General features: G+C 34.3%; 32 protein-coding genes. 18 read left to right on the forward strand and 14 right to left on the reverse strand.

The window, feature by feature from the left end:
• Positions 1–136: 136 nt before the first annotated feature.
• The 10 genes from WC707_04715 to WC707_04760 all read right to left on the reverse strand — a co-directional run bounded on the left by WC707_04715 (position 137) and on the right by WC707_04760 (position 9,118).
• Positions 137–307, reverse strand: coding sequence for a hypothetical protein (locus WC707_04715; GenBank protein ID MFA6066451.1), 171 nt, complete (start codon positions 305–307; stop codon positions 137–139).
• Positions 294–977, reverse strand: coding sequence for a hypothetical protein (locus WC707_04720; protein MFA6066452.1), 684 nt, complete (start codon positions 975–977; stop codon positions 294–296). Before WC707_04720 ends, WC707_04715 begins: the two co-directional genes overlap by 14 nt.
• A gap of 53 nt (positions 978–1,030) precedes the next feature.
• Positions 1,031–1,369, reverse strand: coding sequence for a hypothetical protein (locus WC707_04725; GenBank protein MFA6066453.1), 339 nt, complete (start codon positions 1,367–1,369; stop codon positions 1,031–1,033).
• Between the two features lie 16 nt (positions 1,370–1,385).
• Complete coding sequence (locus tag WC707_04730) at positions 1,386–1,703, reverse strand: hypothetical protein (GenBank protein MFA6066454.1); 318 nt, start codon at positions 1,701–1,703, stop codon at positions 1,386–1,388.
• Between the two features lie 3 nt (positions 1,704–1,706).
• Positions 1,707–2,009 carry a hypothetical protein gene (locus tag WC707_04735; GenBank protein MFA6066455.1) on the reverse strand — a complete coding sequence of 101 codons (303 nt, stop codon included), beginning with the start codon at positions 2,007–2,009 and terminating at the stop codon, positions 1,707–1,709.
• Between the two features lie 15 nt (positions 2,010–2,024).
• Complete coding sequence (locus tag WC707_04740; protein MFA6066456.1) at positions 2,025–2,396, reverse strand: hypothetical protein; 372 nt, start codon at positions 2,394–2,396, stop codon at positions 2,025–2,027.
• On the reverse strand, positions 2,396–5,386 hold the full coding sequence (locus WC707_04745; GenBank protein MFA6066457.1) for a hypothetical protein: 2,991 nt from the start codon (positions 5,384–5,386) through the stop codon (positions 2,396–2,398). Before WC707_04745 ends, WC707_04740 begins: the two co-directional genes overlap by 1 nt.
• A gap of 25 nt (positions 5,387–5,411) precedes the next feature.
• Complete coding sequence (locus WC707_04750) at positions 5,412–6,587, reverse strand: ATP-binding protein (GenBank protein MFA6066458.1); 1,176 nt, start codon at positions 6,585–6,587, stop codon at positions 5,412–5,414.
• Positions 6,588–6,622: 35 nt separating this feature from the next.
• Positions 6,623–8,014, reverse strand: a complete 1,392-nt coding sequence (locus WC707_04755) for an ATP-binding protein (GenBank protein MFA6066459.1) — start codon at positions 8,012–8,014, stop codon at positions 6,623–6,625.
• A 633-nt stretch (positions 8,015–8,647) separates the two neighbouring features.
• Positions 8,648–9,118, reverse strand: a complete 471-nt coding sequence (locus tag WC707_04760; GenBank protein MFA6066460.1) for a hypothetical protein — start codon at positions 9,116–9,118, stop codon at positions 8,648–8,650.
• A 294-nt stretch (positions 9,119–9,412) separates the two neighbouring features.
• Here WC707_04760 and WC707_04765 point away from each other — a divergent pair, with 294 nt between their 5' ends.
• The 9 genes from WC707_04765 to WC707_04805 all read left to right on the forward strand — a co-directional run bounded on the left by WC707_04765 (position 9,413) and on the right by WC707_04805 (position 13,927).
• Positions 9,413–9,928, forward strand: a complete 516-nt coding sequence (locus WC707_04765; GenBank protein MFA6066461.1) for a hypothetical protein — start codon at positions 9,413–9,415, stop codon at positions 9,926–9,928.
• An 18-nt stretch (positions 9,929–9,946) separates the two neighbouring features.
• On the forward strand, positions 9,947–10,291 hold the full coding sequence (locus WC707_04770) for a ribosomal protein L7/L12 (protein ID MFA6066462.1): 345 nt from the start codon (positions 9,947–9,949) through the stop codon (positions 10,289–10,291).
• Between the two features lie 183 nt (positions 10,292–10,474).
• Positions 10,475–10,933 (forward strand): hypothetical protein, encoded by a 459-nt coding sequence (locus WC707_04775; protein ID MFA6066463.1) that lies wholly within the window; start codon positions 10,475–10,477, stop codon positions 10,931–10,933.
• Positions 10,934–10,944: 11 nt separating this feature from the next.
• Positions 10,945–11,544: an ERF family protein gene (locus tag WC707_04780; GenBank protein ID MFA6066464.1), complete on the forward strand. Its 600-nt coding sequence runs from the start codon at positions 10,945–10,947 to the stop codon at positions 11,542–11,544.
• Between the two features lie 97 nt (positions 11,545–11,641).
• The gene (locus tag WC707_04785) at positions 11,642–12,166 is read left to right on the forward strand and encodes a hypothetical protein (GenBank protein MFA6066465.1); all 525 of its coding nucleotides are present in this window, start codon (positions 11,642–11,644) and stop codon (positions 12,164–12,166) included.
• The gene (locus WC707_04790; protein MFA6066466.1) at positions 12,163–12,726 is read left to right on the forward strand and encodes a hypothetical protein; all 564 of its coding nucleotides are present in this window, start codon (positions 12,163–12,165) and stop codon (positions 12,724–12,726) included. Before WC707_04785 ends, WC707_04790 begins: the two co-directional genes overlap by 4 nt.
• 55 nt (positions 12,727–12,781) lie before the next feature.
• Positions 12,782–13,378, forward strand: a complete 597-nt coding sequence (locus tag WC707_04795; GenBank protein MFA6066467.1) for an ankyrin repeat domain-containing protein — start codon at positions 12,782–12,784, stop codon at positions 13,376–13,378.
• The gene (locus WC707_04800) at positions 13,356–13,745 is read left to right on the forward strand and encodes a nucleoside triphosphate pyrophosphohydrolase (GenBank protein ID MFA6066468.1); all 390 of its coding nucleotides are present in this window, start codon (positions 13,356–13,358) and stop codon (positions 13,743–13,745) included. Before WC707_04795 ends, WC707_04800 begins: the two co-directional genes overlap by 23 nt.
• Positions 13,746–13,756: 11 nt before the next feature.
• Positions 13,757–13,927 (forward strand): hypothetical protein, encoded by a 171-nt coding sequence (locus tag WC707_04805; protein ID MFA6066469.1) that lies wholly within the window; start codon positions 13,757–13,759, stop codon positions 13,925–13,927.
• Here the strand turns inward: WC707_04805 and WC707_04810 are convergent.
• A complete protein-coding gene (locus WC707_04810) occupies positions 13,903–14,817 on the reverse strand; it encodes a hypothetical protein (protein MFA6066470.1) in 915 nt (304 codons plus the stop codon). The two genes, WC707_04805 and WC707_04810, sit on opposite strands and share 25 nt — an antisense overlap.
• A 238-nt stretch (positions 14,818–15,055) precedes the next feature.
• Between WC707_04810 and WC707_04815 the strand changes: the two genes are divergently transcribed.
• From WC707_04815 to WC707_04825, 3 genes are all read left to right on the forward strand, one after another.
• Positions 15,056–15,934: a hypothetical protein gene (locus WC707_04815; GenBank protein ID MFA6066471.1), complete on the forward strand. Its 879-nt coding sequence runs from the start codon at positions 15,056–15,058 to the stop codon at positions 15,932–15,934.
• 71 nt (positions 15,935–16,005) lie between these two features.
• Positions 16,006–16,896 carry a hypothetical protein gene (locus WC707_04820; GenBank protein MFA6066472.1) on the forward strand — a complete coding sequence of 297 codons (891 nt, stop codon included), beginning with the start codon at positions 16,006–16,008 and terminating at the stop codon, positions 16,894–16,896.
• A gap of 118 nt (positions 16,897–17,014) precedes the next feature.
• On the forward strand, positions 17,015–18,202 hold the full coding sequence (locus WC707_04825; GenBank protein MFA6066473.1) for a DEAD/DEAH box helicase: 1,188 nt from the start codon (positions 17,015–17,017) through the stop codon (positions 18,200–18,202).
• Between the two features lie 60 nt (positions 18,203–18,262).
• Here the strand turns inward: WC707_04825 and WC707_04830 are convergent, their stop codons facing one another.
• Positions 18,263–18,694, reverse strand: a complete 432-nt coding sequence (locus WC707_04830; protein MFA6066474.1) for a type II toxin-antitoxin system HicB family antitoxin — start codon at positions 18,692–18,694, stop codon at positions 18,263–18,265.
• A 397-nt stretch (positions 18,695–19,091) separates the two neighbouring features.
• On the opposite strand from WC707_04830, the gene WC707_04835 reads away from it, so the two are divergent.
• Together WC707_04835 and WC707_04840 are read left to right on the forward strand one after the other, a co-directional pair.
• A complete protein-coding gene (locus WC707_04835; protein ID MFA6066475.1) occupies positions 19,092–19,847 on the forward strand; it encodes an HAD-IA family hydrolase in 756 nt (251 codons plus the stop codon).
• 92 nt (positions 19,848–19,939) lie between these two features.
• Positions 19,940–20,584 (forward strand): class I SAM-dependent methyltransferase, encoded by a 645-nt coding sequence (locus tag WC707_04840; GenBank protein MFA6066476.1) that lies wholly within the window; start codon positions 19,940–19,942, stop codon positions 20,582–20,584.
• A 16-nt stretch (positions 20,585–20,600) separates the two neighbouring features.
• On the opposite strand, the gene WC707_04845 is transcribed toward WC707_04840, so the two are convergent.
• Positions 20,601–21,284, reverse strand: a complete 684-nt coding sequence (locus tag WC707_04845; protein MFA6066477.1) for a hypothetical protein — start codon at positions 21,282–21,284, stop codon at positions 20,601–20,603.
• Between the two features lie 93 nt (positions 21,285–21,377).
• Between WC707_04845 and WC707_04850 the strand changes: the two genes are divergently transcribed.
• The 3 genes from WC707_04850 to WC707_04860 all read left to right on the forward strand — a co-directional run bounded on the left by WC707_04850 (position 21,378) and on the right by WC707_04860 (position 25,299).
• Positions 21,378–22,385, forward strand: a complete 1,008-nt coding sequence (locus WC707_04850) for a hypothetical protein (protein ID MFA6066478.1) — start codon at positions 21,378–21,380, stop codon at positions 22,383–22,385.
• A gap of 39 nt (positions 22,386–22,424) precedes the next feature.
• Positions 22,425–23,798 carry a deoxyribodipyrimidine photo-lyase gene (locus tag WC707_04855; protein ID MFA6066479.1) on the forward strand — a complete coding sequence of 458 codons (1,374 nt, stop codon included), beginning with the start codon at positions 22,425–22,427 and terminating at the stop codon, positions 23,796–23,798.
• 205 nt (positions 23,799–24,003) lie between these two features.
• Positions 24,004–25,299: an ankyrin repeat domain-containing protein gene (locus WC707_04860; protein MFA6066480.1), complete on the forward strand. Its 1,296-nt coding sequence runs from the start codon at positions 24,004–24,006 to the stop codon at positions 25,297–25,299.
• A gap of 39 nt (positions 25,300–25,338) precedes the next feature.
• Here WC707_04860 and WC707_04865 read toward each other — a convergent pair whose 3' ends face one another.
• Positions 25,339–25,842 carry a hypothetical protein gene (locus tag WC707_04865; GenBank protein MFA6066481.1) on the reverse strand — a complete coding sequence of 168 codons (504 nt, stop codon included), beginning with the start codon at positions 25,840–25,842 and terminating at the stop codon, positions 25,339–25,341.
• A 102-nt stretch (positions 25,843–25,944) separates the two neighbouring features.
• Here WC707_04865 and WC707_04870 point away from each other — a divergent pair, with 102 nt between their 5' ends.
• On the forward strand, positions 25,945–26,340 hold the full coding sequence (locus WC707_04870) for a hypothetical protein (protein ID MFA6066482.1): 396 nt from the start codon (positions 25,945–25,947) through the stop codon (positions 26,338–26,340).
• Positions 26,341–26,392: the final 52 nt, after the last annotated feature.

Consider the following 26,392-nt stretch of genomic DNA (forward strand, 5'->3'; position numbering starts at 1 on the left):
CGAAATCTATAGCTTCAAGTAATATCTTTTTCATGTCTTCAATATTTTTACATTTTTTCTCAAAGATAGGGTTATCCCAATCATAATCTTTAATAACTACAATTTTAAAAAACCCATTAGGCTCAAATTCTGGATACTAGCCAACATCAATTAAGTGATTATTAGCTTCTAGTTGTAGAATATCTTCTTTATAAAAAAGTTCTTGTTTTTCAAATGACAATGATGGATCAAGATAAAAACCATCAAAAAGAACTTTTACTTTTTTTGATCTTATGTCTTTTAAGAAATCCAATTTAAATTTGTTCATTATGCTCAAATAAATCTTTATTGGTTTCACTTTTAAAGATTTCGAGTTGTTCAATATTGGCACATCGATATCGTTTAAATAGGGCTATCAAATCGGCTAAATCATTACGAGATAGGTTTTTATATATAGTATACATATCTAGTTTTTGCACGCTCTTTATATATTGAGCCTTTGCTAACCATTCCGACATGGATTCTCTGTCATGTTTCGAATTAAACTTCTGGGGAGAGATTTTAATATATACTTCTTCTTTGGATATGACACCTACCGTGATATCGCCAGGCTTTATTTCAACAATATATCCCTCTGATAAATTGAAGATAAATTTTTCAAAGGTAACGCGCCTTACAATGTCAAAATATTTAATAATTAAATCTAAATTAGCTTGAATGGCAGGCAGTCTACCATCACTCCAGTCAACATAAACAGTTTTATCAATAGGCTTTCCAAGTAGTTCTTCAAGAGAACTGATGATTCTCTCAGGGTCATACTCAAGATATATTTTCTTTTCTATTCTATCCCAATCTATTTTACCCCAATAAGTAATCGGATATGAATTTTCAAATAATTGAGATAGCTTATCCGATTCTTGCGTGGGCAATAGAGTTGCACCGAGTGCTTCTATGCATTCTTTAAATAACGGGCGACTTTCTAAGAATTTTGATGTCATAATTCGTCACTTTTTTGACGTGAAAGTTATTCGAAACTGCTAAGATAAAACTATTAATGATTATTTAAAGAATTTGCTTTTTCTTTATCAATTTTCGATTTTGTACTTTCATAAGATCCTACCATTTTTCTAATTAAAGAATGAACTTCACGTAAATAAAAATCCATATTTTCATAAGCTTGATGTAATCGATATAATAACTCTTTTATTTTAGCCTCATCGCTACATAATTTTAATTCTTCTAAAATAACTTTTAGATTATTCTCAACTTCATGATATTTATCAATACTTTTTTGAGCTTTTTTAAATTTAGATTGACTAATAATGCGTCCATCAACGGAATTGTTGTATTTTTGGATTGTCGTAAATATCTTTAATAAGAAATCATTCATATAAATCTACTATCATTTAATTAATATGTTTATTTTTTTTAAATTTATTTTGATCCAGCATTTTAGCTATTAATTCACCAATTTGATCAAATTGCCACTCAATCATTCCGACTTCTAAGTGTAAATATACAAATTCATCACCTATCTTAGTAGTATTTTTAATTTTATTTGAATTTAATTTAATTAATATATCATCCAATTTTTTTAATGTTTGAACGCAGTCCCTCAAATTATCTTCTTCCTCGTCCAAATCATCATTAGAAAGTTTTTTTACATTATTGGAAGAATTCAATTTTTTTAAAATCTCAAAAGTTAAATTTAAATTATCAATCATAATTTAAGTCTCCGATTGATAATCATTTTTACAGTTACTTGATAATTTCCAAATTAATTTATCTACAGCATGAAACCTGCTTAAGAGATCGTAATAAATTCTATTGAGCCTAATAAGTAGTATTTTTTGTTCTTCAGGTGTGCATAATTTTAATTTATTGCAAATTTTATTTAATTCTTTCTCAATTTTCACTACTTTATCAATCTTCCTTTCCGTTTGTTTGAATTGCAAATCAGAAACAACTTTATTTTTTGATATATTATTAATTTTTTTTAAAACATTTATAATTTCTTTTAAACTTGCCATCTAAGTTCCTAATAGTTATTTTAATTTTTTCTTACTATAAACCTTACGCAATTCTTTACTATATAATTTTAATTTTCCTTCAGTTTTAGAAAGTGATTCCACGATCAACTCATTTGTTTTATGAAACTGAAAAACGATGTCAAAAAATATTAAATGTAAATCCAATAATCCATCCCTGATTTCGCCTATTCCTTCTGATGGATTTTTATAAGAAGAAATTAACGAATCCAAAATGCTACGTAATTCTTGTAACGATTTCATATGGTCTCGAAGATCACTTTCCTCATATAATTCTTTTTTGTTAAAATTTTTTTTCGATGAATTTGAATTTAATACTTGCAATATTTCTAGTGTTATTTTTATATTATCGATTATATTTTTTGTCATTATAATTTCCTACCCTTTATTTGCCCTGTTTTTAATCCATTTAAGGTTCCATCCATATTTAAGACACACTTGGCAGTTCCACTTTTATCAAATACCTCAATATGATTTCTATGAAGCATATCTAGATAAAATTGATCTCCCTTGTTTAAATATTGATTATTTGGTTTTCCATTAACTTTATATATTTGAGCTCCTTGATAAATATATCCTGTGGGAATACTTTCTTTTTTAAGTTCTCGACCGATATCAGAGTTGAAAAAATCCTTCATAGTAAACTTTTGATTTGGATCAACACGCGACTGAGAGATATTTTTTGTTTCTGATTCACCAAGTTTTGATCGGGACGAACCGCCTGTTTTATTAGGGTTTGATCTGCTTAAATGATATTTTTTAAGTTCTTTAAATCCATTAACCGCTTGAAGAAGTTTAGCTCCATCAACAGTAGCAGTTGCAAGTGCACGTCCAGCTCCATAAGGATTATTATCTACTACCGCATAACCAATAGCTATAGCATCTTCTATAAAATCTTTACCGTGCGTTATTATTGCATGACCATTAAGACTCATGCCTATTGCAGTTGCAACTGGTGATGCAATAACCGACGCTGCTACATTAACAACACAGCTTACAGCAACAGCAGTAGGTAGGCCTTTTAGTGTATCAATGCCTTGGTGACCGATTTCTTCACTAAAGCCACGAACAACTTCTTGAAGGGCGCTGAGGAATAATTCTATTTCTCGTTGCGCTTCTTTATTACCTTGTGAATAATGATTCTGTAACACTTGTGCAAGTTTTATCGATTCAGCATCAAGACCATCCAACACAGCCCCGTGACCAAGTTGTACATACATGTTAATGGCACTAAATCTTTTCTGACACTCTTGTTCTACCCCTTTGCTAAATTCATGAGATTGAAAATGTTGCTTTATTTCACTGGATTCTTGGTGAAGTACATACTTATTAGGAAACATTTCAGCAAGCTTCTGTTGCGCTGCTTGCAACATTTCTTGCCTAACATCTTTATTATATGCAGGAACTTGTACAGATGTTGCGGAAGAAGACGAAATATTATTATTAGATATATTTACAATCTCACGTTCAGCATTTCTATCGCGCATTTCATAAATTTCACGTCCTCTTTCTTGCCCGATCCAACTATCAACCTTATCTTGTAGCTGCTTGCCTGATGCAATAAGATTTTTAGCGGCACCTGCGCCAAGCGTGGTTGCTATTAGGGCGTATGACATATATTTGCCCGTTGTAGCCTGATCTATTTTTATATCTTGGAGTGTTAGCTTTGCGCACTCTTCATAAAATGTTAATCGCTGTACTGCTTGCGCGTAAATAAGCCCAGTTTCTAAATACTGTTTATGAATATTTTCTAGTTTATAATCATTTACCAGATCATCTGCTAAATTTTCACCTTTTTTTTTCTGTTGCAATATTTGAGCTTCATTATGAAGCGCCATTAATTTATTTTCGATTGCTGGTAAAACATCAAACTTTTGAAATTCTCGAGCTAGCAGTAAATTATTAAAAATGGCGATTTTATCATTCGATGCCAGTTGAAGTAAAAAATTTTCTTTAAAAGCATTTATTTGATAAAGAGAGGGCTTTATTTCTATTTTTTTATCTCGCAGTACAAGAATCTCTTTATGAATATTTTCAATTTCATTGATTATAAAGTGTTCATGCGCCTTGCTTCCTAATAAATTTTTTACATTATCGACTAATGAAGGATCACGAAAAGAAGGAGAAAAATAAAAGTAATGCGATAAATTTGGTTTTTTCAAAGTATTAAAATATTCGGGAATGTCACGTATTTCTGGAGATGCACCTGATCTTATTAAATGCCCAGTAGCACTAAGCGTCCCTTCAATAAGCTCTAATCTCTGGCCAAATAATTTTATTTGATATGGTGCATTTTTTTGAGCCTTTTCTTTATATTTATCAAATTTATCATTAAGCGATACTAATTCATCAGTATGTGCATGTAGTGCATGTCCGCGGGTACCCTCAATAGCTCTAGGGAAATCCGGAGCAAACCTTTCAACTTCAGCATCTTGAATTAGGCCAATATCTGAATAAGTAGCGTTCTGCACATGATCAAGGAATTGCACATCAGAATTATCTATTGGCAATGCTTGGCATATTTTATCTGCTTTACCAATATCGTCCGCTACCTTACATAATATTGCCTGATGTTCTTGCAATTCATCTTGTACAGCAGGTTTGGTTTCTTTATTTTGTTCAGCAATAGTGTCCTGATTTTTAAAAAAATATCCATAAACTATTTCTGTTGTTTCTGTAACTATCTTTTTACATGTCTCTATTGTTGGTTGAATTATAGAAAACAAGGAAGGCTGGCTAACAATTACCGCTCTTGCAGGCGCAGGATTTTGTGCATTAGCCAAGATTTCATAAACACCATGGGCTGCAATAGGACGACCACCCTTTGACCATACAGCCATATCAATTTTTCCAACCAATGGAATTACTGGCTTAATAGCAACATGATCAGATGTTTGTTTTACATCAGGATTTATCGCTTGCGCTTTTTTGGCTTGTTCCTTAGCGTCGTTTTCTGCCTTTATTTTAGCCTCGGCTTCCTTCTTCGCTATCTCTTGTAATACCCGTGCCTTTGCAGCTTTAGCTGCTTCAGCCGCAGAACTATAAGTTTCTACCTGATTTTTTACTTCAGCTGATGAAGCAGTTGGCTTTACATCAGGACTGACGGCCTGCTTCTTTTCAACTTGTTTCTTAGCCTCAGCTTCTGCTTTCTTCTTTGCTTCAGCCTCTGCCTTGGCTACTTCTTGCAAAACTTTTAATCTGGCAACTCTTGCAACTTCTAAAGCAGCGGCATTTGATTCCGCTTCACTTTTTGTTTTTGCCTTCATTCTTGCCAAAATCTCAGAGTTATTATTCATCGCAGATGTATTTAAAACAACTACAACGGCCAATAATAACAATTTTATGTTTAAGTATTTCATGGATGCCTATAAAAAAAATAAATAATCAAATGCCGTCAGAATAAGATTGAAACCATCTTGTGGAAAATAAGCCCTTTTTACCCGTTGCATCTATTGCTTGGCGTATATACGCACAAATATGCTTAGGATTGTCTGGGTTTTTCTTATTATCAGAAAACCGTTTTAGTAATGCAGTTGCGACAATATATTCAATATCTCTATTAGAAAAGCCACGAGATTTAGTTTCAGACAAGGATTCATCAGTCTCAAAACGATTTCTTACCTTGGTCACATAAGCTAACCTATGGGCCAATTTTTCATCAATTTCTACGCCATTATCTGCGAAAACTTTTTTAAATAATTGAGCTCGTTGCGCAACAGTCAAATCTTTAATTTCGCAAACAGACCCAGCAAATCTGTCTTTTATAGCTGGGTCAAGAGCCTTCATATCATTTGTTGCTGCTATTACAAAGATATTTTTGTTATCTTGTAAATCTTGCAATTCTGTTAATAACGTTATTAAAACAGCTCTATGCTCATTGTGCATATTGTCAGTTCTTTTAATAGCAATGGCATCAATTTCATCTATAAAAATAAGAACGGGTCTATCAAGTTTTTTTGCAGCTTCAAATGCCCTACGAATTCTTCGTGAAGACTCGCCAATATATTTATCCGCAAAAAAAGACGCCGAAAATGAAAGATATGGCAATTGCAATGCATGCGCCAATATCTTAAACAGATGCGATTTCCCCGTACCTGGCTTTCCATGCAATAATAGTCGATTATAAATCTTAATATTATTCTGCAAGCACTCATCATGGTTACTAAAATAAAAGATAAGATCTTCTACTTGTTTAGGAATATCACCAATATACCGCTTAGAGATTCTTTCTTGTATAGGCAATTCCCTATCTTCATCAGAAAGCGCACCTGGTTCTTTGGGAACAAAAAATTGAGCATCTTTATTATCAGTGTCATTTTCTATTGATTCGCCAGATGCAAGAAGAATGGCATCAACCAACTTACGCTTTTCTTCGAGTATACGTGCATCACGTATACTCGTTTCATAAGCGCTTAAAATCTCAAATATTTTATCATCTGGAATTTTTGATAAAATATGATCTAGTCGATCAAGTTGCTTATCAATGTTATTACTTTTTTCTTCAGCATAAATGGACAAAACCATCAGAGATATTAAAAAGCTATTAATAAATTTACACATGATGGTACATTTCATTTTATAAAAAATAATTTTATCTAAATACCTTCACAATATTTTGTATTTTGCTTATCGGCAAAATTACCTGGTTTTCCAGATTCATCTATTGTTTTTCTTACATAAGCACAAAGATGCTGATTGCATTTATTATTTTGCTTACAATCTATATGTTTCTTGAATAATGAAGTAGTAACAATGTGTTCAATCTCACGGTTCGAAAATACATAGAGATAACTATAACTATTTTTCGTTCGCTTGTTTGCATTCGCAGCACCCGTAAAATCAATGATTCCATTTTTCACCTCTGGTTGAGGATCAACTATAGCGCCTTCATCTAATTTTATTTTTGTGCCTGTTACGTCTGCTAATCGATGTGCAAATTGATCATCAATAATTGCCCCATGATCTTTAAAGGCTTTTTTAATTAATTTTTCTCTATAGGCAATTGTAAGTGGCTTCATCTCAATTATAGAACCAGGAAATCTACTGGTAACTGCAGAATCAAGTGCTTTAATATCGTTAGTGGCAGCAAAAATAAATATATTTTTATTTTTTTGAAGCTTTTGTAATTCAGTCATTAATGTTATTAATGTTGCTCTTTGCTCATCATGAGTACTATCTTTTCTTTTAGTAGCAATACCATCTACTTCATCAATAAAAATGAATACTGGCTTATTAAGTTTCTGAGCGGTGTCAAAAGCTTTTCGAATTTTACGAGAAGATTCACCTATATATTTATCTCTAAAAATTGGTGCATTAAATAAAAATGATGTTACTTGTAATTCGCGCGCAAGCACTTCAACGAGGTACGATTTGCCAACCCCCGGCGCTCCATACATTAATAATCTGTTGTCGATACTTATATTGTTTTTAACACAATCATCATGATTACTAAAATAATCAATAACATCATTAACTTGAGGTGGAATATCCCCCATAAATTTATTAGAGATTCTTTCTTTAGCCGTTAATTTTTTCTCGTCTTCAGTAAGCGGCTCTGGCTCTATTGGTTCAAAAAGATGACCTTCTTTATCATTGCTATCTTTTGATGGAACTTGAGTACCATTATCTGGTGATGGATCTTCAGTGCCCACAAGAATTTCAATTATTCTTCGCTTTTCCGCAAGCATACGTTCTTCATGCTTATACCGATCATAAGCACCAACTATTTCTGCCAACTGCTGTGGGGTAACCGAATTTAACACCCTCTCTGCCACTTCAGCGCGTTTTTTAAAAATATCATCTTTTTTATCTTCAGCAAAAATAGAATTGCTTTTTTGCAAAGCATAACCAACGCTTACACCTGCTGAGCCGCCAATCAGAAAAGTTGACTTCATCGACTTCTTGGAAAATCTTCCGAACATGGCGTTAGAATTTAGAGGTAGTAATAACAGACTTAATGCATACCAATAATTATTAATTTTAAACATAGTTTACCCTTCGCGCTTTTTGCGCATAGTAATATTTATACGATTTTTATAAGATTGCTTTTTTGGTTGTTATGTAACTTGAATCTCAGATAGAGATATGGTGAATAAGAAAGAAATAATATTAAGAATATTTCATGTGATGTACTTTCATAGTTGCAATTTTGCACCGATTTTTTTTAATAACAATACCCTCATTTTTAAAAAAATCAAATAATTAGATATCTTTTTTTACAACAAGTTCTGATTGAAACATTAATCAATATTTCTGGATAATGCGTATTAATCGATTAAATCAACATATTGTTTGCACAAATTTTATGAAGACTTATAATAGTGAGCGTGTGTATTCATTATCACACAACATTCATAACATAGTTGTTATGGACTGATTTTTTTCCCCCATGAATTAATTTTCGTGGGGGTTATTTTATAAAATACATCAACATGATAAGCGTACTTTAAAAAAAGACATACAATATACGCTTAACAGTCATTGCAGATTGCATGATGAAAAGAGTGCGAACCAGAATCCCATATGAAGCAATATTGGAACGATTAAAAACTCGTATGAGGTTGAAATGGAGAAAAGAATTGGATGCATAGATAAAGTATCAATATGCATCCAATGTTATTTTAATTAGTTATGGATTGAAGATGCTCATCTATGGCACTATAATCACATTCTATTATTTCTTCCTTGGTAAAAAAGTCTTCGGAAGGATGATGACCCATTTCTGGAATAAGGGTATCACGTAATACAAAATATTCTCTTATGTGTTCATCTGAATACATTGCATTTTTATGTTTTAATTTTAAATATTTAGCTTTTTTTATAAATTCATTACGTGTTGTAGCTGATAGAGAAGGATCATTAGAAAGTTTTTCTACTTTATAATCGAATAAATCCTCTTCGTCCTTCATTCTGTCAAAAGATGCTCCGGGATTATTTACATCTGGTATAAAATGCGGCGTAAGTATAATAGATGAACCATTCATACTTATTTTAAAAATCGTGTGCCTTTCTTTAATGTTAAGTAATTCTAAAATCGACTTATCAAAAACAAGAGCGTGACTATCACCGTGTTTAACAAGTTTTTTTAACATACTGTCTCCTTCAAAAATTATTATTTATTCATTAACGACAGAAAGTTTACTGCAGCTACGCTATAAAAATCAAGCCCAATTTCAGATAATCTTGGAATAAAATTATAATTATTTAATATGGCTAAAGTGTTGATTTACTGATAATTGTATATTAGAAGCAGAGAGAATTGTTTGAATATTTTGCAAGCTGAAGCTAAACTCTAATTGACGGTTCCTGAACGTATCTACGAGGGGACGCCAGTCTTCGTTGCTTAGTAACTTCGTTAGACTGGCGCCAGCAAAAGAAAAGAAAATATGATTTTGCACGTTATCACTTTGCTCATTTTTTCCATAACAATACTCCCTACAGAATCTGTGGCCATGCAAGAGGCCTATCCCATTGAGGCGAAAATACGATTCTGTCCCATGTTTGGCCGCCAGATCTCTTTTTTTAAAGAAGATAATAATAAAAATTTGGCACAGTTAACGTTTAAATTTTATGATGGGGGCACGGGTGGTTCAATAGAATACAATGGCCCTCTTGATATCAAGAATGCTCAACATACTTTTAAAGACGATTATACAACAATCAAGGTCTCTCAGATTAAAAATGTTAAAGAGTATGATTCATACGCTTCAGCGTTTTTTGTACGCGGCATGGCATTCTTCTTTCCGCGGATCCCTACCTATCTGAAACAAGAAATAATTTATCAGGATAATGGATCCATCACCAAAAAAGTTTCTTTTCAACATAGAGGCGTACAGCTCACTCAGGCTATGATAGCTGCAGGCGGCTTATACCTTGCTTATTCTTGTTTCATAAAAAATTAAGATTTTTGGAGTGACATCATGACTATTCTAATACTGCTCTTACTATTCTGCACATTCTTAATAACCACACTTCTCGGCGAGTTTTTTTTAACTAAAGAAAAGAACAAGAACGAACACATACAAAAATTATACAGCGATGCTCAAGAAAAATGCGTGATTAAGCTTGTTTCGGTAGGTCCAGACAAAATTAAGATTATTAAAGCTTTAAGAGAATGCACTGATTGGGACATAACAATAACCAAAAATAAAGTTGAAGCACCACTGCCTGCCGTTCTTATAGTTGATATGCCGATAGCGCTAGCAGAAGAATTAAGAACCAAGCTAGAAAAACTAGCTACTATTATTGAGATTCATAAGTATTAAATTTTTTAGTCTTTTATAAAATCCCTCTCTCTTCTCTTGAAAAATTACTATTAAGATTAATATATAAATAATGCGAGAGGAAAAGCAAGAGTATTTCGTATATAATATTGCATTTAAAACAATGATGCGATATATTTGTTATTATTTATTTTTTTAATTCACAATATATTTATGGGTATGTACATGAGAAAATTAATAGTTTTTATTTTTTTAGCTTTTATGAGTATGGCTTCTAATGCGACAACCGTAGCAGAAAACACTGGATTTTATGGTGTTTATATTAAAAGCATGCCTTTTTGGACATTTTGGAATTATAACAAAGCACTGTTAATCATAGCCGAAAGTGCTCAAGTAAGTACTGGAGCTGCAGGTTATATGATAAATGAGCGCATGCCAATTTTGTGGACATGGGATTATGAAAAAGCCCAACAATTAAAGAATGAATTATTACAGTTTAATTGTGATTCAGAAATTAGAGAAATAACGTTTGCTTGTACAGATAAAGGAATAGAAGCTCAATTGGAATTGGCAAAATTTGCTAATAAATTTAATGACATTGCAGATTCAACTACGAGCCTATCTGATGCACGACAAGCAATGATTGAGTTGCTAGAAAAAGAAATAAAAGATTCAAAAGATTAAACTAAACGCATATGGATCAATTTCAATCATCAGACGTAAACCACATTATGCTCGCCCTTATGGAGCTTCATAAAGAATTTGGTGTTGTTGTCAGCAAAGACCGCAAGGGGCATAAAGGCACCTACGCGTCACTCCCATGCATTCTGGAGTCAATTCATAAAATGTGCTCCAAGCACGGTCTTATTTTAACGCAAGCATCACGCATTATTGATGGAAAAATTGCGCTGGAAAGTATCTTAAGGCATCCAAAAAGCGGCCAATGGATCTCATGCCAGTCACTTCTTACCCCAAACACTGAAGTGCAAAGTTGCGATCAGGCATGGGGAGGCTCAAGCACCTATCATCGACGCTATGATGCCATGATGCTTTTGGGTATATTCTCAGAAGATGATCCTACCGATCATGACGGAAATATCGAAAATAACAAAGACCAGAAAAATAGCTCTCTTATAAATGAAAAACAGTATGCATTATTACTGGCAAAAATACAGGGAAATAAAGAACTGGAAAGAAAAATTCTCGCTACGCTCAAGCTCAACAAACTCTCCGACATCCCTTGGAAAGAATTTAATAAAGTTTTGCAATACGTAGAAAACGCCAAAACAATTTAATTTTAAGAAAAATTATTCTAAAAAAATCTGTTTACATCTGTGATCCATGTGATACCCTTGCTTTTCTTAGCAAATATACAAACATCGGGGAATCTGCATGAACAGACTATACATCATTCTTATGCTGCTGCTTTCATCGAATGCATCGGCATTCTTTAACAATCGCGAAAAAGAATTACAACAACTTAAAGAGCAACTGCACGCAGTTGCAAAAAAAATAAGCGATATAAACGAACAAATTAGGCAAAAAGAAGAATTAATTTTTCAGCTTAAGGAGCGAGTAAAGCAAAGATCTCGAGTTTATTATGCAGAACTGAGAATGCAGTTGCGTGAAACAAATAATGATGAAAAGGTTATTGATCAAATAATTGCAGAAAATATAGCCAATAAGAGAAAAAATATTGAGCAGATACAATCTGGTAATTTTAAAAAAATGTTCGAAAAACATACAACAGAATTCTCAAAAGATATGTGTCCAATGTATATTTTGATGCCTAATTTTGCCGTTGAATGCATGTTATTATACTTGCTTTTTGATCAATTAGCACAACACATATTCGAGTTAGAAAAACTAGATGAAAAAATTGAAGAATTTAGTAAACCAAGTGGCGGTCAAAAATGAAACTATATTTTTTAACCTTCTTAATCATGTTTTCATGTTGCGCCAACGAAGAAAAAAAACCAGAAACAAATCAAAACAATTTCAAAACAAGTAAGAGCCTTATAGGCTTTGGTCTATTTACATTAGCCTCATTCGCTTTAGCAAGTCATCCAGTAGCAGCTATCGGCGCGGCAACAACGGTAATAGATTTAGCAAAACTTTATTATAATACGCATACCGGAACACAAATATTACAGCATGCTGCTTGCGCAAGTACTCTTACTGCAAATGCTGTGGCTTTAAAAAATATGCATGATCAACAAAAAATAAATACTGTACAACTCGCAGAAGAACAAGATAAAAAAGACTTTCAACGCTACCAAATAGATCGTCAGAAGAAAACGATAGAACATCAAGAAAATCTACAAGCATGTTTGATCAAAAATAGAGATAAACCCAAAGGTGACTTAGGGTTCCCCGATTGCTGCAAAGATCACGTGCAATTTTACGGAAGTATTGCAGGGCTCCATGCATTGAATAAGATGCAAAAAGATTTTGAAAAATTAATTAAAAAACCTTAAAGTATATCGTGATGTTGTAAAAAATTAATATAATTAATAAACAAAGAGAGAACTAATGAAAAAATTATTGTATTTTGCATGCTTAATGCCTTATTTTGCATGTGCTATGTCTCTTAAAGATGCTTGTTTGCGGGATGATGTTCTTAGAGTACAAGCTCTATTAAAAAGCGATAAAAATATATTACATAGCAAAAACGATAAAGATGGTTTTTCACCCATTCATTATGCCGCGGGCGAGTGCTCCTTAAAAGTTTTACGACTATTGCTTGATATACAACCTGATGTAATAAATGAACCCGATATTCGCGGCAACATCCCCTTTATACATCTCTTTTTGGGAATATTTAGTTGGAGGGAACGCGTTGCAAATCAAAAAAAATTAGATCACTATATGAAATTTGCTGTAGAAATGCGCATTGTGCAAAAACTAGGGCCAACTGTTAAAGAACAAGAACAGATAAACATGCAACAATTTGAAAACTATAAAAAAGCAATAGATTTATTTATCTCAAAAAAAGCAAATTTAACTATAGCCAACAGTTATGGGAAAAAGTGGATCGATATCCCGGGCTTAGATCCAGAATTATCAGCCTATGCTCACCGACAAATACAATTATTAGAAAGTGCACATGATAAAATTTCTTTGCAATAAACTCGGCCGAGATAAAGGACTAGAAAGCTTTAAAGCGGAAGGCATTACACCAAAATATAAACTACTCAGCGGAAATGAATTGCGTGAAGCCTTAAAGCATAAGCTCATCGAAGAATCTTATGAAATACGCGATGCTGATGACTGCCAAGAAGTTATTGCCGAATTAGCAGACGTGCTAGAAGTAGTTGATGGGCTGTGCAAAGCATATGGCATTTCGGCCAAAGACATTGAAAAAGTAAAAGAAAAAAAGTATCAAGAGCGCGGGGGCTTTGCAACAGGACTCTATATTGAAACGCTAGAAATGGAAAACGACAATCCTAAAGTACAACACTTTCGCGCATCCCCCGATAAATACCCAGAAGTCTAAGGCTAGAGTTTTTGACAAAGCGTTTAAATGAAAAAGGTTTTAATCATTTTGCTCAAACAACTGATATTGTAAAAAAACTAGCCGATCAAGAATTTGAAGCTATTGGCATTGCTATGATAATCGCGACATCATTACTTGATTACAAGCAAGTAACAAATTATCTGATTTCATGGCGTATATGACGATCTCCAAAGGACGTCCATGTTGCATGATCTTTATCTGGATTAAGCACAACTTCAAAATCAGGAACGAATTTTTCATAGCGCATTATCCCTCTTGATTCAGAATAAGATGAAACTATAGGTTCTACTTTCGCTGCTTTACCCAGAGCTGAAATATGGCTGAGATAGCCATCTCGAGGCTTCATAATCCATTTTCCGTCACTGCCCCGCGCCCATTCGCCTGGAACTACTACAACCAAATACTTGCTCAAAAAACAATCAACATTACTATCAAATAACATTGCCGCTTTTTTGAGCCCTAATACTTGATTCATGCTATCGATTGGAGGATAGTGGCTCATCATAACATCCCACATTCCAGATTTACGTTTCGCGATCAGAGCCAATGCTGTACAACCACACAAACCAAAGGTAAAAATCGATTTTATCTCTTTTTCTCTCGGCATTAAACCAATTTGTTTTTGATCCCACATATGAACTATTGTTCCTGGGTATGTCAATGGCCCATCTTGGCGCGTTTGCTTAATTTCCATTGGCTCAATGCTACGAAATTTCGCTGGGCGATAAGGTACTATTGCTAATGATATTTCTGGAGTATAACCCAGTTTTCCTGCGGGAGACTTAATATGCCATTCTTTGCCTATTTTCACACATGTATCTGTTTCCTTTAAATCAGTATCAAAGCATATTTGAGGAAGCATTTTCATCTGATTCTTTTTAGCAATAGACATTATTTCTGCATTTTTTACGTCTACAGCAGAATAGCCTTTTGTTTTTTCATGAAACTTTGCCGCCTTATCTATTTTTTGCATTATAGATGGGAGTTTTTTATCCATGCAGTACGTCAAACAAAAGCCTGTCAAAATCGCACATAATAGTAATTTTTTCACAATTTCCCCAAAATTTTATAAAAAAGTAAATATCGCCAGATTAAATAAAGATTAATATAAAATTGCTTAATGGTCAAAAATCACAAAGCTAGATCTAGCGCGATATTTACTATAAAATATATTGTTTTTATAAATATTTCTATTATAATTATTATTGCATTGTTTGCATTATTTATATTATACTTTTAATTATAGATTAATAAATAATTATAAAAACAATATATAAAGGCAGTAGATCATGAAAATAAGTATATTAAGCAAGATTATTCTCATAGTTTCTCTGGCAAGTGCTCATGTAAGCCATTCTATGAATATGACTCAGTCCATCAGCAGGCTGAGTGATCCACTTATAGAAAGCGCCGTAAGCTTTGCCACTACAGGGGCACAAAATTTAACCAATCTAGCCCTTACCAATAGCCCTGCTGCGGTTAATTTTGGTATTTACCAGATTATTAATAAATTTAATAAACCAGCTATCATAATTTTTGGAACCGAAGCGGCAGTATTATTAACCCTCAGTTGCAGCCAAGGTGACCCATTAGCTTGCTTATCGTCTTTAATGACGCTAGATACTTTACATGCGGCAACTCAGATTGCAGTAGAAAATGTAGGGACCGGTGCTACCTATGCATTAGGGGAAGAATTTGCTCGAAAAATAATTACGTTAGGCCATGGCACAGCATCACGACATCTTGTACACACAAGCCTCAGCACACTTGCTGGCGCAGGTATGGGTTTTTATGCCTGGAGCATGGACCCATCACTCGGTCAATCAATGCTCTTATCAGCATGTTCTGCCATCGTTCTTACATCACTTACTGCAGCAAGCACGCAACCCGCCCTTAAAAATATACAAGATAAACTTATGGGCTCACTGAACAAAGTGTCGACAGGCCTAGGAAAGGTTATTGGCGTAGCAACTATTGCCGCTGGCACGGCAGCCCTTGCATATCAACAAAATTCTTCACAAGAAATATTAAATGCTGTTATTAACGCAACTAATCATGTAGTTAGCCCAGGAGCTTTGGCCTCCGCTCAAGGCATGATCCGTTCAAATTACAGCTGGATTACAGGCTATCGCTGGACCCAAAACATGTTCAAAAAATGGTCGTATTAAATTTGTAGATTTCCCTAGGAGATTTCAATTAATTTGGGATTATGATGTAAAATCATAACCTAGGGAACCCTATGAACATTACCAAAATAAGCTATTTTGCAGTTATAATAGTATCTTTTATCCATACGCAGGTTGCGACTTCGCAGAAAGTTTTAATCGTTACTCATGTTTTTAATCGTCCTGATTTTATAAAACTTCATAAAAAAACCTTTGATGCTTTTTTGGAAGATGATTATGAATATGTTGTCTTTAATGATGCTTCTAATAAAGCCATGGAAAAACTCATAGAAAAAACATGCAATAAGCTTGGGGTAAAATGCATACGAGTACCACAAAAAATACATAATACTGATCGCAATCCCAGCGTTCTATACGCAGATAGCCTTCAATATGCTTTAGATAAGCTCATTAAAAATTATCACGGCATCGTTGCCATGGTAGAGGCCGACATGTTTTTAATACGCCCCTTAAGTATTACTCATTATCTACAAGAATACGATCTCATAGGATGCCATCAATCGCGTGATGGAAACAGTGGTCAAATAACCTATATTTTGCCGGCACTAGTATTTTTGAACATGAAGACAGCACCCAATAAACACCTGATAGACTTTAGATGTGGCCAGATTGATGGAACTCAAACTGATACGGGCGGCAATATGCATCATTATTTCAAAAATAGCCCTACCCTGAGGTACAAGCTTTTTGATGCCATATCTGAATCACGCGTCCCGCGAGATTATAGGGCATTACAGTCACTCGGATTTAATGATCTGTGCGCCGATTTTTTTCTTAATTTGCTGCCAAAAGGCAAATATATGTTTGAATTTCACGCGGACAATCACTTTTTACATTATATGTCCGGCACAAATTGGCGTGGCGACAAAAAGACATATCTACGAGAAAAAAACACTATTTTGCATGATTTTATTAAAAAATCTATAAAGTACTACAGAAAATAAAAAATAAAATAATCTATTTTTTACTAAAATACCCCTTATTTGCACCAAATACTATTAGAAAAATAGAAATTATGGCAAACTTATAGATATATAGCACCGTTACTAGGAAAAATAAAAAATGGCTCATTATAAATCAAATAGACCAAATAGTACCAATAGAAGATATGGCGGCGGCAGCGGCAGAAGCCAGTCGGCCAGAGCAGTCAAAAAATTCGATCCCTCTCTTTTTATAAAAAAAGTAGAAGAAAAAGTAATCTCTGAAACATATGTACCAAAAAACACTTTTTCAGATTTTGCCATAGAGCCGCGACTTAAAGAAAATATTATTAATAAAGGTTATACCCTACCCACTCCTATACAAGATCAGGCAATACCCTTTCTCTTAGAAGGCAGGGATATTATCGCTACAGCCAATACGGGCACGGGTAAAACTGCGGCATTTTTGATTCCCCTCATCAACAATGTGTTAACCGACAGGACAAGTCGCGTATTAATTATTGCCCCTACCAGAGAGTTGGCCGGGCAAATTGAAAGCGAATTTAAGGCATTTAGCAATAAAATGGGTCTCACTTCAGTATTATGTATTGGCGGAACAAGTGTTTATAACCAAACTAAAGACTTTAGAAGAAATCCTGAATTTGTTATAGGTACGCCGGGCAGATTAATGGATTTGGAGCAAAATCAGGTTATAAATTTTGGCCAATACACATCGATTGTTTTAGATGAAGTTGATAGAATGCTCGATATGGGATTTATCAATGATATAAGATATATTATTGACCGCTTACCTCGCAAGCGTCATTCGTTATTTTTCTCTGCAACGATACCAGCAAATATCAATAATGTCATGGATACATTTTTACATAATCCTGTATCAATAAGTGTAAAAACTCGTCAATCAGCTGAAAACGTCAATCAAGATATTATAAAAATTGGTTCAAAAAACAAAATTGATGTATTGCATGATGTACTCATTGCACCAGGTTGCACAAAAAGCATCATATTTGTTAGAACCAAGCGAGCTGCAGATAGATTAGCAAAAGCATTAGCAGAGCGTGGATTTGATGTTGCCTCTATTCACGGTGACAAAACACAAGCTCAACGCAATAAAGCGCTCTCGTTATTTAAAAATAATAAAGTGAAAATTTTGTTAGCTACCGACGTTGTTGCACGAGGCATTGATATTGACGACATATCCCATGTTATCAATTATGACCTACCTCAAACACATGAAGATTACATTCATAGAATTGGCCGAACCGGCCGTGCTGGCAAAATTGGCCAAGCGATAACATTTATCGATTAATTAAAAGGCGCCAGTTTGCTAAAAACAAACTGGCGCCTTTTATTATTTTTTAGACTTAATTTAAATTGTCAGTGCAAAATCAATAGAAAAATCGGGATAAATTTTTTTAATCATACTTATAATTTTCAAGCTCGGATTACACCTTCTCGCTTCCAGTCGTTGATAACTATACAATTTTTCAAAACCCATTTTTTTTGCAGCTTGTTTTTGCGTCCATCCGTATTTAATGCGCCAATATCTCACAAGAAAAGAAAAGGCCACCTGCGGATCTAAAGATACTTCTATAATAGTTCTAGAATTTTTTATATTTTTGTCAGGCATAGCAGCTAAATCTTTAGAATTTGATCGTTCTTCAACGTACAGATTTAAAGCTTCTTGCATATTTAATTGCAATTCTTCTTTTGTATCCGCTTGCGTAAAACATCCCTCCAGCTCAATACATTCAGCCCAAAAACCTGCAGCTTCTTTATGAATCTTAAAATGATATTGCATACTTAACCCTTATGTATTTGCCTCTAACAGCTTCCTTAAAGCGTGCTCCAACCCCCTAGACAGTTCTTTATGATTTGGGATAATAACAGTCGGGCAATCTTTTTTCTTTAATTTTATATGGCTGCCTTTACCGCCAGGTACAATTTTATACCCGACTTTCTCAAACAATTTACAGAGATCTTTTCCACTTATAGGCACAATTATCTCCTGAGATACTACACCAAAATAATACCAATTATATTTGGTGCTTGTCAATAAAAAACACCAATACCCTCAAGAACAAGATCTATTTAAATATTTCTAATTGAATAGATATTGAAATAATCAACTTGACTTTATTACTATATTTGATATTATATATTAAATAGTAAACTATATAATATAGTAGAGATTTTATATGATTATACGCCAATTATCGCTCGTAATATTATTGTCGACATTTGCTTTACGCAGCGAATATGCACAATTATGCAACAATTCTCCTGATGTAATTGAATTTGCATTCGACATGCACGAGACGCTGGTAACAAAGAACGTTTCTAAAATGATAAGCGTAGCCCTAAAACGTGCTGGCGTAAAAGTTACCAAAATGGCTGCGCTCTTAAGTTATGAATATTCCCGATTTAAATTAGACGGTCAGATACGACCAACATACAAACTTTATTTAGATATTTATAGCTTAAGTAAACGCCCCTATGGCGCCACTTTTGAAGAATACAAATTTCTCCTTGATACCTATGATCCGACCTTGGGACCTATAGCGGAAGAAATGGCTTCATCGTTTGATGCTATAAGCGGTATGGAAGCATTATTACAAGAATTACATGCACTAGGTTACACGCTGCGCATTGCTACCAATGGCGGCCCTACGGATTATAACAACATAGCCGCAAAACATTTGGGGTTATTTGGCCACTTACAAGATGGATTAACCGTTGATATTACAGAGCCTGAAGTCCGCAAACCCTATCCAGCATATTTTAAGCGCTATCAAGATCGTTATAATCAAGACAACATAAAGACTCTTATTTTTATAGATGACAACAAGCTACATGTTGATGCAGCACAAGCCGCAGGCATGATCGGCATTCTGTTCAAAAATGCTCAGCAATTACGTAACGATCTTAAGCAATTAGGCATAGCACTTACATAAAATTATATAAGCATGTCTGTTTGCGTTTTACACGTAATTGTATGAGAATAATTTTAGATCTTGAAGCACTAAAATGTAAGAAAGAAGAGTATATGAAAAAAAATATTTTAATTTTAGCATTGGCATCTATTTTTATAGCACGAGCAGAAGACATGCCAGAGCCATACCGTTCATTAATCGAATTACCTGAAGATACACATAATTGGCTCAGCAACTGTAATAAAAAAAATTTAGCAACTCTTATTATGCAACTACATCCAAAAGTTGTTGTCGAATTGGGCAGTTGGCTCGGCGCATCGGCAATCTTTATGGCGTCTCGATTACCAGAAAGCAGCATTTTATACGCGGTTGATGACTGGACTGCAAGTACAGATACCAGTATCCAAGCAGATGCAAGCGTACAAGAAAAACTGTCCACACTGTATCAACAATTTTTATCCAATGTAAAAATACACAAGCTCACCCATAAAATTATTCCAGTACGCATGAAAACATTAGAAGCCGCGCGTTCGCTTAATGTAGTCGCGGACTTGATTTATGTTGACGCATCACACGATGAAGAAAGCGTGTATAAAGATATTATGGCATGGTACAGCAAACTTAAGACACATGGCATCATGTGCGGAGATGATTGGCATGCAGCATCAGTACGCGCCGGTGTCAACCGCGCTGCACATGAGCTGGGATTATCGGTGTCAGTCGACGGATACTTTTGGTTTTTCCCACCAAAAATGTAAAAATTTTTAATATTACTCATGAGATTTTATCAATGGGGGTTTCGAGTAATTCTGAAGATAAAAAGCTTTCAAATGCTGAGTAAAATTCTTGTATTTTTTTAATAAAATTGGGGTTTGATGTAAGATCATCAAAAGCGCCGACGGCGTCATAGTTTGCATACGTATAAAAACTCAGATTCCCTACTCCTTTTAAAAATCTATCAATACTCGCAACTGAAGGTCGCTCGCTAAAATAATTTTGCAATAATGTATGCCATTTTTGAATAACATCAGGATCGGGGCACAATGCTTTTTCTGTCTCATATATGGTATCAAAATACCCCATAATTTCATGCCAATCATAAACTGCTTCATACAGCACTTGATCTTCCGCCATTTTCATAATCAAAGGAAATAGCGCGACATGCACAGATGAATAACGATCAGGGGCTTGTCTATCATAAAAATCAGGCTCAAAGTGTCTGATACGCAAAATGTCTACCATATTATGAAATAACATACCCGCCCTAAACGACGATGGACATGACATAACATCATTCCAACTGACCGGCTCAAAATGAGTTTGCTCTCTATCAAGATGTGCTAAATATCTAATATCAGGAAAACTGGTTCCAACAATAAATTCTTTTTTATCAATGGTACCCGGTAACAAAGAAAGTATTTTTAACGCGAGCACGACATGCATTATTGGTGACGCCATAATTATGCCTTTCAAGATTTTTTATAAAAATATTAACACATGTTGCTATTTCTATCTATAATGCTCCAAACTTACATAAAAAAAGGGAGTGTCGTGAATCTTTCAAAAATATTTTTCATACTATGTACAACAATAAGCCATCTTAATAGCATGGAGAGCGGCAGAACAGCTTTTGAAAAACAATGGCCATTTGAAAAACTCGACACCAAATATGACGAAATATTTTCAGAACTAGCACCAGTTTTATATGCTCCTGGAGTATATTTTCCAGAACCTGAGCTCCGTATTCTTCAAGATGCATGCGATTATATAGAAAACCCTAAAAGACACATTGCGCTTTCATCAGAATTAAAAAACGTGCTTGACCGTTATATAAAAAACCCAATTGATAAAAAACAAATACGCAGGGTACTGGAAAACGTTTTTATAGCAAATCATGCACACTTGTATTCTAAAAATTATCCATTCATGCTTGATACCTGTTGGGATAATATCGATGGCTGCGCACAAAACAAAGCCATTGTTATCTATCATAGTATGGGAGGTGCGGACGAAAACTGTGAAAAATATATTAAAAATCTTGATAATAAAGCAGCCTCATTTGCACCAGATTTTTATGATTATTCCAAACATAGAATGTTACATACAGGAACGGAGCTTGAAAAACTTATCGCAAGTTATCAATATTTTGTGGCACAACAACAATTAAAAAAATTATATCCTGATTCACAAATACCTACATATCTTTTTGGCACAGCATCTCGTGGAAGCGTTATTGCATACTTAAGCAGCAAATTTAAAAAGGGACAAGAGCCGAGTGGCGGCTTTATTATGCTCGCACCGAATATTACTGAAGCATCCCCAATTATTACATTATCTCAACCATTATTAATTATTCACAGCTCAAAAGATCGCACTGAGGCTTATCAAAAATCTCAAAAATGGGCCAAAAAACACGCAAAAATAGGCAGCGAGGTTTATTACTGCGCTATGCCCAATATTGAACATAGCAAACTCTTTAATGATAAAACATGCTTACAATATATGCGGGCATTTTTAGACAAAGATTTTTGCAAACTCAAACAACTACGCCTTAAATAAAATCCTATGCAAAAAAATTATAGCGATTAATGAGATGAAATGATAACACACCCAAAAAAACATAAAAAAACACTCTTTATATTTAGACGAGACTTGCGTTTAGACGATAACATCGGGTTAATCGAAGCCATAAAAAATTCTGAAATTATTATTCCCATGTTCAATTTTGATCCCATGCAAATTGGATCAAAAAACGCTTACAGAAGCATGCATGCGATTGAATTTATGATTGAATCACTCCATGAATTACATGAGCAACTTAAAGAAAAAATGGGCAAACTATATATTTTTTATGGGGATCCCACAACAACAATAAAAAGCATTATCAAAGATCACAACATAGATGCGGTATTTATTAATCTTGATTATACTCCGTTTAGCATGCAACGCGATGCCGCAATTACAGAATTATGCAAACAGCACGCCATACATTTTCAGGGACATCATGATGCTTTACTCATCGGTGATCCTGATGCTATCAAAAATTCTTCAGGCACCACATATCGTAAATATACAGCATTTTATAGAGCAGCTACACAACAAGCAGTTGCGCAACCCAAACCTCTGCCACATGATTATGCATTTTATACAGGATCATTAATGGGAGCTGAAGACAATGCATATATTTTTAAAAAAATCACGCAACAAACTCATGTTAAAAAAAAGCTTCAGAATATTAAAAAATTCAAAGAATATGAGACAGAGCGTAATTTTCCAGCGCTCGATGCAACAACGCATTTATCCGCTGCACATAAATTTGGAACCATTTCAATACGACAAAGCTATCATGCTATTGCAAAAACACTCGGAACATCCTCGCAGCTCATAGCGGAATTATATTGGCGCGATTTTTTTACGTATTTTGCTTATCATTCACCGCACGTATTTGGAGGACCTTTTTATAAAAAATACGAACAACTTGCATGGTCATCCAATAAAAAAAATTTTAATGCTTGGCGCATGGGAACGACCGGTTTTCCTATTGTAGATGCTGGCATGCGCCAAATGAATGCAACAGGCTTTATGCATAATCGGGTACGAATGATTGTTGCCTCATTTTTGGTAAAAGATTTACATATTAATTGGTTGTGGGGAGAACGTTATTTTGCAACACAGTTAACCGATTATGATCCTGCAATTAATAACGGCAATTGGCAATGGATCGCTTCAACCGGATCTGAAGCTCAGCCATATTTTAGAATTTTTAATCCATGGTTACAGCAAAAAAAATATGACCCTCAATGTCTGTATATAAAAAAATGGGCCCCTGAACTGCAAAATATTCCGAACACCGCCCTGCATAACTGGCACACACACTATCATAATTATACAGAGACTGACTATCCCGCCCCGATGGTAAACCATGAGCATGAAAAAGAAATAAGCATATCTTTGTATAAAAAAATAGCTTAAATAAACTTAAGTGGGCTTTGCTATACATAGCGTAGTTCATATAAAATTTTTTTTAAATTACAAAAACAAACCTTAAATAAAAATATTATTGATCATAATAGTCAATTTGTATATACTTAAAATAAATACGGGCCCTCCGCAGCTTGCAGGCACGCCCATCAATAATACTTAAATGCATTGCTCACGAGTAAAAACCAGAGTACTGATGAAAAAAACAATACTTATTATATCTCTATGTACGATCATGACAATGCATCCGGCGAGTCCTTGGGATAATCTTAAAGCATCGTATTATGGCTTTGTAAAACGCACACAAGGCATCGCTACAATGTTTAGCAATACAGCATTTGGCGCTAAAAAAAGTATTATTATGGCTTACTATAGGTATATTCGGCGTACCAAAAAATCTGAAGAATCAAAATTACCCGTATTTACTACTGCACCAGGTTGGAGCGCAAAAACTCTTGATCAAAAAGTAGCATTACTTAACAGTAAACCCGATAAATACAAAAACATGCTCAATGTTTTTGACGCACCACTTATAACCATTGCAACACGCAACCAACAAGAAGGTTACGTCATCGTTCCACAATTAATTAAATATGGCGCTGATATCAACAAGGCGGATAAAGAAGGCAAAACAGCTCTTATGTACGCAATTAACCTTCCCAATCCAGCAATATTTAATCGCCTCTTAAGTACCAAAGGCATAAATATAAATAGTCAAAACATAAGGGGAAATACTGCTCTTATGATTGCTGCAGCGCGCGGCAAAGGTACTATGGTTAAACGGTTGATAGAAAAAAAGGCACAGCTTATTCTTAAAAATAACAATGACAAAACAGCATTGGATATCGCAGCGGATGTACTTGAACAAGAACAAGCTCAAAGCCTTAAAGATGAAGAAAAACTTAGCGTCGAGGCACTGCTCAAAGCATTATGGGCGAAAGTTCTTATCAATAAGCTAGATGATAAGAGAAATACTATTCTTATGCGCGCAGCAGAAAGAGGGCATAGTGCTATGGTTGAATTATTAATAGATAAAACTGGTCAACTTCTCTATGGAATTGACAAAACAATGCGCAATAGCACCAATGAAACTGCAGAGCAGATTGCTCAAAAAAAACTTACTGAAACTCCTGTAACCGATACCAAAAAAATAAATGCTTATAAAAAAATTATAAAATTATTAGGAAAATCAACTTATACCTATAGACCAGAACCAAGTTATACCTATAAACCCGCTGATAAAACAACACAAGAACCTAACATTACTGATAAAGATGCAGTAAAACGCTATGCAGCTAATATTCATCTCCTAAATGCTTACCAAGTTCTAGGCATCAACGCTGATGATGCTTCTCAGACCAAAATAAAACAAGCATATAAAAAATTAAGTAGAAAATGGCATCCAGATAAACATTTAGATAATAAAGAAAATGCCACAATAATAATGCAAAGAATAAATTGGGCTAAGAGTACTTTGCTAGGGACCAAATAATTAAGAATATACTCGAGTAAAACGTTACAAAAAATCGACCTAGAGAATATTTTTTAATTGCTGCACGACGTTCTTGGCATCGCGTTTTTTAGTGCACACATTTTCTGACCCAAGTAATTTGTATACGTTATAGCCCGCGGAGCCTATAACAGCCGCATCAAAAGCCAAATTCATGCTACTGATCGTTAACTGCTGACTATTATTGCTACCCATGACATCGAAAATATCAAAAACCGTTTTTAATACAACGCAAGGAACATGCAAAACCCGCAATATAAGCTGGGACCTGGTAAGTTGCGCCTCTTGCTCTGTGCGCATCGCAAGCACTTCTACCGCTAAATGCATAAGATTTCTTTTTTCAGCTACCACATCAGCTTTAGACACATCTCGATTAACCGTTTTTAACAAAATTTCTATGCTTTTATGATCGCTTTTCAAAATTAATGCCCTAAGATTTTCTATTCTACTCGACGCTTCGAGCTGATCATCCATACTCAATAAAACAAACGATTGTAATAAAAATAATAAAAATAGTTTCTTCATGATTTTGCCTTTTTAGATACTATGCTTAATATAAAATTTGTCCCATTGCACACTATGTGTTATATTTTTTAATTATCTAAATTTTTATTATAGAAAGATACTATGTTCAAAAAAATACTCCTCGTATGCCTATCGCTCATTTATACAACCGTACAAAGTGTAGAGACTAACACAATAATAGAAAAAAAATATGGCGTAACAGTGGAGCTAGAAGCTTCCGCTGAATTTTTTGAAAAATGTAATAACATATGCGAAATTCTCACTATTGATTCCATTGATGATATCGGAAATCTTTTAGCAACGGGCATGCCTGTTTGGTTTGCTCAAAGCTACCAAGACGCCGAACGCATGCAAGAAATGCTTAAAAAAGAAGGCTACACTGCAACAATAACAGAAGTTATTCTGTATGATGCGCCCGATGCCAACGTAATCAGTCTCCAAGATCAATTGCTCAGAATGCAACTGATAACGCTAGCCTACAGCAATTTGCAACTCTGACACATAAACGAATAAATATATAAGCTTTTAAATAGTCTAGCAATGACCAAAA

The sequence above is a fragment of the Candidatus Babeliaceae bacterium genome (genome assembly GCA_041660765.1).
GTDB lineage: Bacteria > Babelota > Babeliae > Babelales > Babelaceae > JBAZVR01.

Bases quoted from the DNA above. Each gene is read 5' to 3' on its own strand.
- WC707_04750 (MFA6066458.1), bottom strand. From the start codon at position 6,587: ATGTGTAAATTTATTAATAGCTTTTTAATATCTCTGATGGTTTTGTCC.
- WC707_04840 (MFA6066476.1), top strand. From the start codon at position 19,940: ATGAAAAAAAATATTTTAATTTTAGCATTGGCATCTATTTTTATAGCA.
- WC707_04835 (MFA6066475.1), top strand. From the start codon at position 19,092: ATGATTATACGCCAATTATCGCTCGTAATATTATTGTCGACATTTGCT.
- WC707_04845 (MFA6066477.1), bottom strand. From the start codon at position 21,284: ATGGCGTCACCAATAATGCATGTCGTGCTCGCGTTAAAAATACTTTCT.
- WC707_04780 (MFA6066464.1), top strand. From the start codon at position 10,945: ATGGATCAATTTCAATCATCAGACGTAAACCACATTATGCTCGCCCTT.
- WC707_04795 (MFA6066467.1), top strand. From the start codon at position 12,782: ATGAAAAAATTATTGTATTTTGCATGCTTAATGCCTTATTTTGCATGT.
- WC707_04755 (MFA6066459.1), bottom strand. From the start codon at position 8,014: ATGTTTAAAATTAATAATTATTGGTATGCATTAAGTCTGTTATTACTA.
- WC707_04770 (MFA6066462.1), top strand. From the start codon at position 9,947: ATGACTATTCTAATACTGCTCTTACTATTCTGCACATTCTTAATAACC.
- WC707_04855 (MFA6066479.1), top strand. From the start codon at position 22,425: ATGATAACACACCCAAAAAAACATAAAAAAACACTCTTTATATTTAGA.
- WC707_04825 (MFA6066473.1), top strand. From the start codon at position 17,015: ATGGCTCATTATAAATCAAATAGACCAAATAGTACCAATAGAAGATAT.
- WC707_04820 (MFA6066472.1), top strand. From the start codon at position 16,006: ATGAACATTACCAAAATAAGCTATTTTGCAGTTATAATAGTATCTTTT.
- WC707_04765 (MFA6066461.1), top strand. From the start codon at position 9,413: ATGATTTTGCACGTTATCACTTTGCTCATTTTTTCCATAACAATACTC.
- WC707_04815 (MFA6066471.1), top strand. From the start codon at position 15,056: ATGAAAATAAGTATATTAAGCAAGATTATTCTCATAGTTTCTCTGGCA.
- WC707_04800 (MFA6066468.1), top strand. From the start codon at position 13,356: ATGATAAAATTTCTTTGCAATAAACTCGGCCGAGATAAAGGACTAGAA.
- WC707_04865 (MFA6066481.1), bottom strand. From the start codon at position 25,842: ATGAAGAAACTATTTTTATTATTTTTATTACAATCGTTTGTTTTATTG.
- WC707_04760 (MFA6066460.1), bottom strand. From the start codon at position 9,118: ATGTTAAAAAAACTTGTTAAACACGGTGATAGTCACGCTCTTGTTTTT.
- WC707_04860 (MFA6066480.1), top strand. From the start codon at position 24,004: ATGAAAAAAACAATACTTATTATATCTCTATGTACGATCATGACAATG.
- WC707_04790 (MFA6066466.1), top strand. From the start codon at position 12,163: ATGAAACTATATTTTTTAACCTTCTTAATCATGTTTTCATGTTGCGCC.
- WC707_04720 (MFA6066452.1), bottom strand. From the start codon at position 977: ATGACATCAAAATTCTTAGAAAGTCGCCCGTTATTTAAAGAATGCATA.
- WC707_04730 (MFA6066454.1), bottom strand. From the start codon at position 1,703: ATGATTGATAATTTAAATTTAACTTTTGAGATTTTAAAAAAATTGAAT.
- WC707_04740 (MFA6066456.1), bottom strand. From the start codon at position 2,396: ATGACAAAAAATATAATCGATAATATAAAAATAACACTAGAAATATTG.
- WC707_04745 (MFA6066457.1), bottom strand. From the start codon at position 5,386: ATGAAATACTTAAACATAAAATTGTTATTATTGGCCGTTGTAGTTGTT.
- WC707_04715 (MFA6066451.1), bottom strand. From the start codon at position 307: ATGAACAAATTTAAATTGGATTTCTTAAAAGACATAAGATCAAAAAAA.
- WC707_04830 (MFA6066474.1), bottom strand. From the start codon at position 18,694: ATGCAATATCATTTTAAGATTCATAAAGAAGCTGCAGGTTTTTGGGCT.
- WC707_04725 (MFA6066453.1), bottom strand. From the start codon at position 1,369: ATGAATGATTTCTTATTAAAGATATTTACGACAATCCAAAAATACAAC.
- WC707_04775 (MFA6066463.1), top strand. From the start codon at position 10,475: ATGAGAAAATTAATAGTTTTTATTTTTTTAGCTTTTATGAGTATGGCT.
- WC707_04785 (MFA6066465.1), top strand. From the start codon at position 11,642: ATGAACAGACTATACATCATTCTTATGCTGCTGCTTTCATCGAATGCA.
- WC707_04735 (MFA6066455.1), bottom strand. From the start codon at position 2,009: ATGGCAAGTTTAAAAGAAATTATAAATGTTTTAAAAAAAATTAATAAT.
- WC707_04870 (MFA6066482.1), top strand. From the start codon at position 25,945: ATGTTCAAAAAAATACTCCTCGTATGCCTATCGCTCATTTATACAACC.